Here is an 11,981-nt window from a genome sequence, read left to right on the forward strand (position 1 = left end):
GGCCAGGATCTCCCAGAACGCCGAAGGAGCATCGGCGAGCGCGGCAAGGCGCAGCCTTCGCAACAGCATTCCCTCGTCTGGTTTGATCCGGCGCCCCCGGATGTCGTCGGCACCCTCCATCGCTCCCTCCCGTCATCCCGCCGTCTTGCCCGTCTTGCCCGCCGACCTGGCCGGCCCGCCCACCTTGCTCGCCGACCTTGCCCGCCTTGCGTATCCCTTGCGCATCCTCCGTGTCGGTGCCGCCCGTGACCAGACCGTCGTCCGGGAGAGGTCGGTGTTGTGCGGGACAGGCCGGTGTTGCGCGTAATCGGTCCGACCTTTACCGCAAAGTGCTCCCGGGCAGCGGGGGAAGCGCGGATACTGATCAAAGCGGCGGGACGGCGGAGGAGTCGCGCGAGATGATCTATCGTGGGTAGGCCCGTCTCGTTGATCGTGCGGCATGACGGGCCTTCGTGGTCGGCCTGGTCCCCGCAGTGCCCAGGGCTGGCGATGGCCCAGCCGTCCGCCGCGGAGCTGCGGGCCGCGTTGCCCGACGTCCTCGCGTGGTACTTCGGGGAGGACACCGACACCGACGCGCAGATCCACGTCGAGCGGAGGCTGTGCGGTGGCGTCGTCGTCCGGATCGCCCAGGATGCGCAGCTGTGGGAACGTCAGCTGGTCGCCGACCGGCTGGGCGAGGCCTTGGCCGCCGGGGACCAGGCGGCGCGGCTGCGTGCGGCCCCGGGTAACGCAGCCGGTGAGGTGATCTATGTCTGCGCGCTGCAGTCGGACCGCGTCTCCTGGCTGACGGGCCAGCTGGAGGACGAGAACGACGCGGTCGTGGCCACCCTCCCGGTGGCCGAGACGATGCTGTGGACCATGCGGTTCGGAGCGGCCCACAGCGGGGCCGGGGAATCGGTCCAGCCGCCCGCCTACCGCCCTGAGACGACGTTCAGCGAGGTGATGCGGACCTTCGCCGGGTCGCTCCAGCACCTGCGGGCGTGAGCCGCGGGACATCGAAGGCCATGGTCGTCCGATCGTGGTTCCTGATCGCGGCCGGTGTCTGGGCGTAGGGTAGCTGGCCGAATTTGTAAAATATTCACTTATGGCCTAGGTGCTGTGGCGGTTGCGGCGGTCGTGACAACAGGAGGGTGGGCACTCGGCTTCGGCCGCGGATCCATTCTTCGACACCGCCGTCGAGGTGCCCGGCGGCACGCAGCAGATCATGGTGGAGGGTCGCGAGTGGTCGGTTGTGGATTGGTTCGTGGTGCGCGACGCGGTTGCGGAGCCGAACGAGGCTGTCGACGGGGTTGTAGATCCGGGTCCGTTGTGCCGGGCGAAGGTTCGGGAACGCGCGGCGGAGTGCGGGAGTCCACAGGCCGCAACCTGACGTAGGCGTCGGCGATGTCCTGCCGTCGAGGGGCTTCGAGGATGCCGGCCGGGTCGTCGTACCACTGGCCGGGCCTTCGCTGGCGCTGATGCCAGAGAGTGAGCTGGTCGTGCAGGGCGTTGCGCAGGACGATCTCGAAGAGCCCGAGGACCTTGTGGAACGCGGCGCTGATGCTGCTGTTCCACTCGTACAGGGCCACTGCCCGCTCGAGGTCGTGGTTGCAGGCCCGTTCGTACGGATCGAGGGGTTCGGCGCTCAGCCTGCGCCGGAGCTGGACCGCGAGGGCGTGCGACGGGGTCACGGCGTTCGACATCGGGTTACCGGTCTTCTAGACTTCGAGGTGGACACCCCGGATGGCCTCTACCGCTCAGGCGGCATGCCCCGGGGTTTTGTCTGTCCGCCCACCTTAGGGCGATCTACGTGGCCGAACTCGCGCCCCCACACGAAGACCGCGGCTCGCGGCCGGTGCGAGGCTGGTGGGCTGACTGGAGTCGAAGCGTGTGTCCTGGTTCCTGATCGCGGTGGGTGTGTGGATGTGGACGATCTGGCCAAATTTGTAGAACATTCACTTATGACCTAGGTACTCCCCGGGGCCGGGAGCGGTCTTGTGTCTCTCGTGTGTACCCAGGCCGTTAGAGATCGTTTCCGCTCGTATGGTCGACAGAGGTCTGGTCGATTATGTCGAGGGGGTGACGGTGAGCGCTTCGCCAGGAGTGGTAGGGACGGCTAGGCTGATCTCCATGGAGCGAGCGGCGCGGCTGACGGCTGTCGTCACGCATGAGGGCGACTGGTACGTGGCACGGGCTCTGGAGGTCGAGGTGACCAGCCAGGGAGCCAGCGTCGAGGAGTCGCTGGCAAATCTTCGCGAGGCGCTGGAGCTGTACTTCGAGGACCAGCCGTTCCCCGTGACCGCTGCGGACGGTCCCATCGTCGCTCCGCTGGACATCCGCCTGTCGGCGTGACGCCCGCGCTGCCTCGGGTCTCCGGGGCGAAGGTGGTGAAGGCTCTGGGGCGTGCCGGCTTCGAGGAGGTCGCCACGCGTGGCTCGCACTGCAAGCTGAGGCACAAGGAGAACGCCCGGGTCGTGATCGTCCCGCTTCACCGGGAGCTGGCGACGGGCACGCTCGCCTCTGTTCTGCGTCAGGCGGGCATCGAGGCGGAGGAACTTAGGACGTTGCTCACCTGAGCTGCGCGTGGTTCTGGGTGCAAGCTGGGTGGGTGACTCTGTCGAAGCGTGTGTCCTGGTTCCTGATCGCGGTGGGTGTGTGGACGTGGGCGATCTGGCCGAATTTCCTTCGGAACGTGTGGAAGGATGATCGTTCCTGGGACGACGGCCCGACCGGCTTCTTCACGGTGCACTTGGTCCTGACCGTCGTCTCCCTCGTAATCGGTTCCGTCGTTGGCTGGCTCGGCATCCGCGGCGCACGCGCCGTCCGCCATGGCGATACCGGTGATGGTGCCTCATCCAGGAAACTGATCAATTCGGGTCGTTGACATGCTGAAAGCGGCGGTAGTCTTCGAAACCGCTCCGTGTCATGATCGGCTCTACGCCGTGTGATCCTCCTGGCTTCAGAGCCTGCCCAGCCGCGGAGCCATGCCACCAGCGTGGCACGTCTACGGACCAGTTCCGCAGATCAGATACCAGGGATGACGGGCCATGGTCATCTCGCCGCCTCCGAACTCGCCGGTACCACGCCGCGGACCATGCGGGCAGAGGGGCCGCGACGTAACGGTCGCCTAGGGGGACGGCCGCCGCGTAGCCGGCCGTCGCGTAACGAGAACCGCCACCGAGGTGGATGCCACATCCGCCACCCAGCAGGCCACGACTTCACTATTTGTTGGGAACTTGGCCGTTTCGTTGTGGCACGTGGCTAATCCTGATGGCTCATACCTCGCCCAACGACTGAGTGGATAGACGGGCCACCGCTACCAGCAGCGGGGCTCTTCCCGAACCCCGGCCCTTCCTCCGGAGGAGGGGGTCCGCCGCCGGCGGTGGGCGCCGGGGGTTCCCGCGCGACGCGGTGTCAGCCGACCTGCTCGGTGGGCCGCATGAGTAGTTCGTTGATCGCGACCCGCCGCGGCCGGGTGACGATGTAGGCGACGGCGTCCGCGATGTCCTCGGACTGCATCGGCTCGATGTCGGCGATGCGGCGCATGACGATATTCCGGATCTCCTCGCGGATGTGGGACCTCAGCTCGGTCTCGACGGAGCCCGGTTCGACCACCGAGACGCGCACGTGCCGGGCGGTGACCTCTTGGCGCAGCGACTCGGTGAACGCGTTCACCCCGAACTTGGTGAGGTTGTAGATGCCGGCGCCCATGGTGGCGTGCCGCCCCGCCACTGAGCTGATGTTCACCAGGTCCGCGACCTGGCGGGGGCCGTCGTCCGCGGCAGTGAGCAGATGCGGCAGCGCTGCATGGGTGACGTACAGCAGGCCCTGCAGGTTCAGGGCCACCATCCGGTCCCACTCCTCGGTCGGCGCGTCGAGGATCGGCCCGGGCAGCATGATCCCAGCGTTGTTGACGACGGTATCGAGCCGACCGAGCTCCGCCACGGTGCGCTTCACCGCGTCGACGGCCTGGGCCTGGTCGGTGATGTCCAGCGGGAGGGGGAGGGCGGTGCCGCCGGCGCCGGTGATGTCGGCGGCGAGGCGCTCGAGCCGGTCGCCGCGCCGCGCGACCAGCGCCATCGCGGCGCCGTGCCGGGCCAGCTCGCGGGCGGTCGCCTCACCGATGCCGCTGCTCGCACCGGTCACCAGGGCAACGGTGCCGTCCAGCCGTTCGCTCATGTGTACGCGCTCCTGAGTCGTGGGCGAAGTCGCCGGGTCGGTCAGCGTGGTCAGATGCCTTACCCGGAGCGGCTGGAAGGCGGTGTCGCGGCCGGCCGCACGAACCGGTGGAACCCGGCGACAGGCACTGTCCGGTCATGCCGGGCGAAGCCTACTGGAACGATCCCGCTTCCGTGGACAGCGAAGTCGAGATTCCCCGTCCATAGGGAAGGAGCGTCATGGGGTCAGCTCGCCGGACGGGTGGGGGTCACTACCAGTGGGCGGCGGCGTCCGTGGTGTCCGTGGACGTCGGGGTGCCGATGTTCTCCCCGATCGCGGGGCAGCCGGACCAGTCGTATGGTCGATCCTGTGCTATAAGCCGTTCTGAGCCGAAGACAGAGCGAGATCCGTTCTAACCCCACAGTGTGCATATCGGTGCGGCGAAGATCTTCGGGTCGAGTTGATACAGTCTCGGCCCGGTGTGTAGTATCACACCGGCGATGAAGCGTTCACCGAGTTCATCTCGTAGCCACGTCAGATGACGTACCGAATTCTTGCCGGGCGCCGCGTCGGCCTTCACTTCGATTCCGATCACCTGCTCGGCGCCGAGCTCGGCGAGAATGTCAACCTCGTGGCGTCCGGCCTCCTGCCGCAGGTGGTGAAGGCGGGCTCTACTGGAGCCGGCTGGAAGCTCGGCCCGAACCTGCGCGGCCACAAAGGTGTCGAGGATCCGACCGAGGAGATCGCCGTCTCGGAGCGTCGCGTTGACGTCGAGGCGAAGGGCAGCGCCGATCAGTCCGGGATCGACGACGTACTTCTTCGTCGTCCGGACAAGCCGCTTGAGTCGGTTCGTCGTCCATGCGGGAAGCGCCTCGACTATGAGCAGGTTGCTCAGTAGGTGATCATATGCGTCGGCGGTCTTCGCGTTGATTCCGGCGGTTTCGTACAGCGTCTTGCTGTTCACTACACCGGCGGAGTTCAGAGCCAGGACCTCGAAGTATCGTCGTAGGCGATACGGGTCCCGGTTCTCATGGAGAATTTCGACGTCACGGGTGAGAAGCTGATCCAGGTAGCTTTCCAGCCAGTAGCCGCGGGTGCGGTCCGAGAGGTGCAGCGCGGCTTCGGGGAATCCGCTTCGCAGGGCCATCTCGACGTAGCCGCGAAGGTCTGGTGCGCCTGACGGCACGACCAGCAAATCCGCGCCGCTTGTCGCGATTCGATCAAGGAAGGTCGGCCTGTCGACTCGGCCGATGATCTCTCGTATGGTGAGACCGGTCATAGGCACTCTTACCAGGCGGCCGGTGCCGGGCCAGTTGTCGGCTTCGAGATCCGTTCGTACGGAGCCGGCGACGATGAAGCGGCCGGGCCGGGGCTCGGAATCGACCGCACGTTTGATCGCGCCGAGCACCGTCGGAACCATCTGCCACTCGTCCAGAAGAATCGGTTCTGGAAGTCCGCGGAGAGCGGCGTCGGGATCCGCGGTGAACGCGACAGCCTCGCGTGGTTGATCGAGACGGATAACTGTGCGGGCATGCCGGGCCGCTGTCGTGGTCTTGCCGGTGGCCCGCGGCCCGACGACCAGTAGTGCCGGCAGTTCCTGCAGAAGATCACGGATCAGGCCGTCGACGAGCCGTGGGAGGTAGGGTCGATTCATGATCGAATATTACCAACTTCACGCACTGGCTAGTAGCAACCTCCCGCAAATACTGGTACTAAGATGCCGCAGTCGCTCCGCCTCGGGCCGTCGCGGCCGTACCCCGGTGGTGACCGTGCCCAGGCGGGGCCGGGTTCGCGGGTGTCGATCGCTGGGATGCTGCTGACCGCGGCCCACCACGCCGTCTCCGGTGCGGAAGCGGCTGTGACCTGGGACGATCCGATCTTGTCGGTGGCGTCGGGTAGACACCTCTCATGGCAGCAGACGAGACGACCTCCGCGCTTCCGGTGGCTTCCGGCCTGGCGTCGCCGGTCGCGCATGCTCCGGGCCCGGCGGACCCGGTGCCCGGTGGGCTGCGGGAGCGCGCGGAGGAGCTGCTGCGGGCGCTTGCCGGGCCGGCCGCGGCGCTGCGCGAGGACCAGTGGCAGGCCATCGACGCGCTCGTGACCCACCGGCGCCGGGTGCTGCTCGTCCAGCGCACCGGTTGGGGCAAGTCGGCGGTGTACTTCCTCGCCACGGCACTGCTCCGCGGTGCAGCGGGACGCGCTGCTCCGACGGTGATCGTCTCCCCGTTGCTCGCGCTCATCCGCAACCAGGCGGCGGCCGCGGCGAGGCTGGGCATCCGCGCCGGCGAGATTCACTCCGGCAATGTGACCGAGTGGGACGAGGTCTACGCGGCGTTGCGGTCGGGCGAGCTCGACGTGCTGCTCGTCGGGCCGGAGCGGCTGAACAACCCGACCTTCCGGGACGACTACCTGCCCGAGATCGCCGCTACCACCGGGTTGCTCGTCATCGACGAGGCGCACTGCATCTCCGACTGGGGGCACGACTTCCGGCCCGACTACCGGCGGCTGCGTACCCTCGTCGCCGGGCTGCGTCCGGGGGTCCCGGTGCTGGCCACGACGGCCACCGCCAACACCCGCGTGGTCGAGGACGTCAGTGAGCAGCTCGGAACCTCCGCTCCCGCCGGCCCAGCGTCCGCCGGGACGTTGGTGCTGCGCGGGAGTCTCGATCGGGAGAGCCTGCGGCTCGCGGTCGTGTCGCTGCCGCAGGCCGAGCACCGGTTCGGCTGGCTCGCCGACCATCTCGGCGAGTTGCCCGGATCGGGGATCGTCTACACGCTGACGAAGGCGGCGGCGGAGGAGCTGACCATCTTTCTGCGCGGTCAGGGTCATGCCGTCACCACGTATCACGGTGGCACCGAGGCGGCCGAGCGCATCGCCGCCGAGGAGGACCTGCTCGCGAACCGGGTCAAGGCACTGATCGCCACCAGCGCGCTCGGAATGGGCTTCGACAAGCCGGACCTCGGCTTCGTCGTCCACGTCGGGGCTCCGTCGTCGCCGATCTCCTACTATCAGCAGATCGGCCGGGCCGGCCGTGCGCTCGATACGGCCGAGGTCGTGCTCCTCCCGGCGGCTGAGGACCGGGACATCTGGCGCTACTTCGCGGACACCTCTTTTCCGCCGGAGCACGTCGTCCGCCGGGTGCTCGGAGTGCTCGCGGCCGCCGACCGGCCGCTGTCGACCCAGGCGTTGCTCGCGTCCGTCGACCTCGGCCCCAGCCGGCTTGACCAGATGCTGAAGGTTCTCGACACCGACGGGGCGGTCCGGCGGGTCAGGGGCGGCTGGGCGAGTACCGGTGAGCCCTGGTCGTACGACGAGGAGCGTTACCGGCGTGTCGCCGCGGCGCGGTCTCGGGAACAGCAGGCGATGCTCGACTACATCGTGACGACCGGCTGCCGGATGGAGTTCCTGCGCCGGCAGCTTGACGATCCCCACGCGGCGGCCTGCGGGCGGTGTGACCGGTGCACCGGTCGGTCGTGGTCGTCCGCGGTCTCGGAGTTCTCGCGGACGCGGGCCCGGGATGAGCTGCACCGGGCGGGCGTCCCGGTCGAACCGCGGCGGATGTGGCCGACGGGGATGGGCCGGCTCGGGGTCGACCTGGCCGGGCGTATCCCGGCGTCGGCCGGTGCCGAGCCCGGGCGGGCGCTCGCCCGACTCAGCGATGTGGGCTGGGGAAACCGGCTGCGCCCGATGTTCACGCCTGCCACCCTTGCCGCGCCCGGCTCCGCTGTGCCCGGCTCCGCTGTGCCCGGCTCCGCTATGCCCGGCTCCGCTGTGCCCGGTGCCCTCGACGGCCCGCTTCCCGGCGATCTTGTCGAGGCGGTGGTCGCGACGCTCGCCGGTTGGGGATGGCAGCGGCGGCCGGTGGCCGTCGTGTCGATCGCGTCCCGGAGCCGGCCCCGGCTCGTCGCGAGCCTCGCCGAGCGCATTTCCACCATCGGACGCCTGCCGCTGCTGGGGCAGCTCGACCGGGTCGCCGACGGGCCGCACACCGGGCAGGTGCACAACAGCGCGCACCGGCTCGCCGGCCTGTGGAATGCGTTCACTGTCTCCCCGGCCCTTGCCGCCGCCCTGGGCGAGCTCGGCGGTCCGGTGCTGCTCGTCGATGATCGGATCGTCACCGGCTGGACGATGACGGTCGCCGCTCGACTGCTCCGGCAGGCCGGAGCGCCGTCGGTGCTGCCGTTCGCGCTCGCGGTGGACACCGCATGACCGGCCGGGAGAAAGGCTCAGACGCGGCGGAACAACAGCGCCCGCTTGACTTCCTGGATGGCCTTGGTCACCTGGATGCCGCGTGGACAGGCGTCGGTGCAGTTGAAGGTGGTCCGGCAACGCCAGACCCCCTCGCGTTCGTTGAGGATCTCCAGGCGCTCGTCGGTACCGGAGTCACGGCTGTCGAAGATGAACCGGTGGGCCGCGACGATCGCCTGCGGGCCGAAGTAGTCGCCGTCGGTCCAGAACACCGGGCACGCGGTGGTACACGCCGCGCACATGATGCACTTGGTCGTGTCGTCGAAGCGGGCCCGGTCCTCGGCGGACTGCAGCCGCTCGCGGGTCGGCTCGTGGTCGTCAGTGATCAGATAGGGCTTCACCGCCCGGAACGCGTCGAAGAACGGTTCCATGTCGACGATGAGGTCCTTCTCCACCGGCAGACCTTTGATCGGCTCGATAGTGATCTCCGAGCCGAGGTCCTTCACCAGCACCTTGCAGGCGAGGCGGTTGGCGCCGTTGACCCGCATCGCATCCGAGCCGCACACCCCGTGCGCGCAGGACCGGCGGAAGGCGAGCGTCCCGTCGAGGTTCCACTTGACCCACATGATCGCGTCGAGCAGCCGGTCGCTCGGATCGAACGGCACCTGGTAGCTCTCCCAGTGCGCCTCGTCGACCGTCTCCGGGTCGTAGCGACGGATCTTGAGGGTGACTGTCATCAGTACTTGCGCTCCATCGGCTGGTAGCGGGTCATGACAACCGGCTTGTAGTCTAGGCGGATCTCCGCCTCTGGCGAGGCGGCCACCAGCGGCCCCGAGCGGTAGGCCATCGTGTGGCGCATGAAGTTGACGTCGTCCCGGTTCGGGTAGTCCTCACGGGAGTGGCCCCCGCGGGACTCGTTGCGGGCCAGCGCCCCGACGACCAGGACCTCGGCGAGGTCCAGCAGGAAGCCGAGCTCCACCGCCTCGAGTAGTTCGGTGTTGTAGCGACGCCCCCGGTCGGACACGCCCACCCGCTGGTAACGCGTCTTGAGGCCGGAGATGTCGCTCAGCGCCTGCTTGAGCGTCGCCTCCGTCCGGTACACCGAGGCGTTGACGTCCATCGACTCCTGCAGCTCGCGCCGGATCGCAGCCGCGTTCTCGGTTCCGGCGCCCGCGCGCAGGCGCCCGAGCAGGTCCTCGACGAACGACGCGGGGTTCTCCGGGAGGTCGGGGTGCCGTGCGGTCGCGTTCGCGTACTCGGCGGCGGCGATGCCGGCCCGCCGGCCGAATACGTTGATGTCGAGCAGCGAGTTGGTGCCCAGCCGGTTCGCGCCATGCACGGACACACACGCCACCTCGCCGGCCGCGTACAGACCGGGCATGACCGTGTCGTTGTCCGCGAGCACCTGCGCGTCCACGTTGGTCGGGATGCCGCCCATCGCGTAGTGCGCCGTCGGCTGGATCGGGATCGGGTCGTTGTACGGTTCGATGCCGAGATAGGTCCGGGCGAACTCGGTGATGTCGGGCAGCTTCGCGTCGAGCTGCTCCGGCGGCAGGTGGGTGAGGTCGAGGTAGACGTGGTCGGCGTCCGGGCCGCAGCCGCGGCCGGCACGGATCTCGGTGTAGATGGCGCGAGCCACCATGTCGCGTGGCGCAAGGTCCTTGATGGTCGGGGCGTAGCGCTCCATGAAGCGTTCGCCGTCCTTGTTGCGTAGGATTCCGCCCTCGCCGCGGGCACCCTCGGTGAGCAGAATCCCCATCTTCCAGATGCCGGTCGGATGAAACTGGAAGAACTCCATGTCCTCCAGCGGGATGCCCCGCCGGAACGCCAGACCCATTCCGTCACCGGTCAGCGTGTGCGCGTTGGAGGTGACCTTGAAGACCTTGCCGAAACCGCCGGTGGCGAACACCACCGACTTGGCCTGGAAGACGTGGATCTCCCCGGTCTTCAGCTCGTAGGCGACCACCCCGGCCGCCGCGCCCTCCTGCAGCAGCAGGTCGAGGACGTAGAACTCGTTGAAGAACTCGATGTCGTGCTTGACGCACTGCTGGTACAGCGTCTGCAGGATCATGTGCCCGGTGCGGTCCGCCGCGTAGCAGGAGCGGCGCACCGGGGCCTTGCCGTGGTCGCGGGTATGGCCGCCGAACCGGCGCTGGTCGATGCGACCCTCGGGTGTCCGGTTGAACGGCAGCCCCATCTTCTCCAGGTCGAGGACAGCGTCGATGGCCTCCTTCGCCATGATCTCCGCGGCGTCCTGGTCGACCAGGTAGTCACCGCCCTTGATCGTGTCGAAGGTGTGCCACTCCCAGTTGTCCTCCTCGACGTTGGCCAGGGCGGCACACATGCCGCCCTGCGCCGCGCCGGTGTGCGAGCGGGTGGGATAGAGCTTGGTGAGCACGGCGGTCCGGCAGCGGGTGCCCGCCTCGATGGCGGCACGCATGCCGGCTCCGCCCGCACCGACGATGACTGCGTCGTACCTGTGGACCTGCACGCCTACCTCCATCCGTCCGATGCTGGGGTCACGAGATCACCGGCGCGTTCAGATATCGGGATCGAAGGTGAAGATGACCAGGGTGCCGAGGGCGACGACCAGGAACGCCGAGGTATAGAGCAGCGTCTTCAGCCAGAACCGGGTCTGGGGCCGCCCGGCGTAGTCGTTGATGATCGTGCGCAGGCCGTTGGTGCCGTGCAGCTCCGCCAGGAGCAGCATCACCAGGTCCCAGGTGCGCCAGAACGGTGACGCCCAGCGGCCGGCGACGAACCCGAAGTTCACCCGCTGCACACCGCCGTCGAGGATGTTCATGATGAACAGGTGACCGAGCACCAGAAAGAACAACAGCAGGCCGCTGACCCGCATGAACACCCAGGCGTAGAGCTCGAAGTTGGTGCGCGCCTTGGCGCTGCCCGGCTTCCCCCGCCGGCGGGAGAGCCCGGGGGCGCGGGGCGCGACGAGTTCCGGCGCGCGCGGGCCCGCCGGGCCACCGGGGGGAGCGGTTGCCGTCATCAGGTCGTGCTCCCGAACAGCGTCTCGAAGGTGTGCAGCAGCATTCGGGAGGCGGCCGGAACCAGCAGCACGACGAAGATGACGAGCTCGACGTACAGCATCTGCTTCTGGTACCTCGGGCCGGACTCCCAGAAGTCGATCAACATGATCCGGATGCCGTTGAGGGCGTGGTACAGCACCGCCGCGACCAGGCCGACCTCGAGCAGGTTGACGACCGGGTTCTTGTAGACCTCGATCACCTCGTTGTACGACGTGGGGGAGACCCGGACGAGAGCGGTGTCGAGCACGTGGGCGAAGAGGAAGAAGAAGACCAGGACACCGGTGATCCGGTGGGCCACCCAGGACCACATACCCTCTCGACCGCGGTACAGCGTGCCCGCTGGTGCCTTCGGCAATGAAAGCTCCTCCGGATCGGCCCAGCCGATGGGCCGGAAAGGTCATGTCTGGGGGCGCTAGGGCGCCCCGACGCATCGTCGAGACGATGGTGCATCTCACCCAGATGCTAGTGCCGGGCCTGGTGGAGGGCATGTTCGGGCCGGGCGCGTCCGGGTGAACTCGGCCACAGGCGCACTGGGACGCCCCACCCCCGGGTTCCGGTGCCATTCGGTGCCGGCCCGCTCCCCGAGCCGTCCCTCGACCGGGTCGTCAGGGT

13 protein-coding genes are annotated in these 11,981 nt (G+C 68.3%); 6 read left to right on the forward strand and 7 right to left on the reverse strand.

The genetic code is table 11. The annotated features are described in order from the left end of the window. The first annotated feature begins 408 nt into the window (after nt 1–408). Nucleotides 409–984: a hypothetical protein gene (locus tag AC08OP_RS12415; protein ID WP_476614335.1), complete on the forward strand. Its 576-nt coding sequence runs from the start codon at nt 409–411 to the stop codon at nt 982–984. A 218-nt stretch (nt 985–1,202) separates the two neighbouring features. Here the strand turns inward: AC08OP_RS12415 and AC08OP_RS12420 are convergent, their stop codons facing one another. Further along, complete coding sequence (locus AC08OP_RS12420; RefSeq protein WP_476614336.1) at nt 1,203–1,682, reverse strand: hypothetical protein; 480 nt, start codon at nt 1,680–1,682, stop codon at nt 1,203–1,205. A gap of 172 nt (nt 1,683–1,854) precedes the next feature. Here AC08OP_RS12420 and AC08OP_RS12425 point away from each other — a divergent pair, with 172 nt between their 5' ends. The 4 genes from AC08OP_RS12425 (at nt 1,855) to AC08OP_RS12440 (ending at nt 2,863) form a co-directional block, all read left to right on the forward strand. Then, on the forward strand, nt 1,855–1,929 hold the full coding sequence (locus AC08OP_RS12425) for a hypothetical protein (RefSeq protein ID WP_476614341.1): 75 nt from the start codon (nt 1,855–1,857) through the stop codon (nt 1,927–1,929). Between the two features lie 135 nt (nt 1,930–2,064). Further along, on the forward strand, nt 2,065–2,331 hold the full coding sequence (locus AC08OP_RS12430; RefSeq protein ID WP_476614337.1) for a type II toxin-antitoxin system HicB family antitoxin: 267 nt from the start codon (nt 2,065–2,067) through the stop codon (nt 2,329–2,331). Further along, nucleotides 2,328–2,555, forward strand: a complete 228-nt coding sequence (locus AC08OP_RS12435) for a type II toxin-antitoxin system HicA family toxin (protein ID WP_006542954.1) — start codon at nt 2,328–2,330, stop codon at nt 2,553–2,555. Before AC08OP_RS12430 ends, AC08OP_RS12435 begins: the two co-directional genes overlap by 4 nt. Nucleotides 2,556–2,587: 32 nt before the next feature. Next, the gene (locus AC08OP_RS12440) at nt 2,588–2,863 is read left to right on the forward strand and encodes an SCO4848 family membrane protein (protein ID WP_476592159.1); all 276 of its coding nucleotides are present in this window, start codon (nt 2,588–2,590) and stop codon (nt 2,861–2,863) included. Between the two features lie 530 nt (nt 2,864–3,393). Here AC08OP_RS12440 and AC08OP_RS12445 read toward each other — a convergent pair. Both AC08OP_RS12445 and AC08OP_RS12450 read right to left on the reverse strand, forming a co-directional pair. Next, nucleotides 3,394–4,158, reverse strand: a complete 765-nt coding sequence (locus AC08OP_RS12445; RefSeq protein ID WP_462189294.1) for an SDR family NAD(P)-dependent oxidoreductase — start codon at nt 4,156–4,158, stop codon at nt 3,394–3,396. A 391-nt stretch (nt 4,159–4,549) separates the two neighbouring features. Beyond that, nucleotides 4,550–5,791 (reverse strand): ATP-binding protein, encoded by a 1,242-nt coding sequence (locus AC08OP_RS12450; protein ID WP_476614338.1) that lies wholly within the window; start codon nt 5,789–5,791, stop codon nt 4,550–4,552. A 254-nt stretch (nt 5,792–6,045) separates the two neighbouring features. Here AC08OP_RS12450 and AC08OP_RS12455 point away from each other — a divergent pair, with 254 nt between their 5' ends. Beyond that, on the forward strand, nt 6,046–8,346 hold the full coding sequence (locus AC08OP_RS12455) for a DEAD/DEAH box helicase (protein WP_476614339.1): 2,301 nt from the start codon (nt 6,046–6,048) through the stop codon (nt 8,344–8,346). A 17-nt stretch (nt 8,347–8,363) separates the two neighbouring features. Here AC08OP_RS12455 and AC08OP_RS12460 read toward each other — a convergent pair whose 3' ends face one another. The 4 genes from AC08OP_RS12460 to sdhC are packed head-to-tail and all read right to left on the reverse strand — an operon-like array spanning nt 8,364 to nt 11,724. Next, nucleotides 8,364–9,062 carry a succinate dehydrogenase iron-sulfur subunit gene (locus AC08OP_RS12460; protein ID WP_462186658.1) on the reverse strand — a complete coding sequence of 233 codons (699 nt, stop codon included), beginning with the start codon at nt 9,060–9,062 and terminating at the stop codon, nt 8,364–8,366. Then, nucleotides 9,062–10,816 carry a succinate dehydrogenase flavoprotein subunit gene (gene sdhA / locus AC08OP_RS12465; protein ID WP_476614340.1) on the reverse strand — a complete coding sequence of 585 codons (1,755 nt, stop codon included), beginning with the start codon at nt 10,814–10,816 and terminating at the stop codon, nt 9,062–9,064. The genes AC08OP_RS12460 and sdhA overlap by 1 nt, the downstream gene beginning before the upstream one ends. A 48-nt stretch (nt 10,817–10,864) precedes the next feature. After that, complete coding sequence (locus AC08OP_RS12470) at nt 10,865–11,329, reverse strand: succinate dehydrogenase hydrophobic membrane anchor subunit (RefSeq protein WP_462186660.1); 465 nt, start codon at nt 11,327–11,329, stop codon at nt 10,865–10,867. Continuing rightward, entirely contained in the window at nt 11,329–11,724 is a 396-nt protein-coding gene (sdhC, locus tag AC08OP_RS12475; protein WP_462186661.1) for a succinate dehydrogenase, cytochrome b556 subunit, read from the reverse strand. Before sdhC ends, AC08OP_RS12470 begins: the two co-directional genes overlap by 1 nt. Nucleotides 11,725–11,981 lie beyond the last annotated feature (257 nt).

The organism is Frankia sp. CeRuru1 (assembly GCF_977966315.1).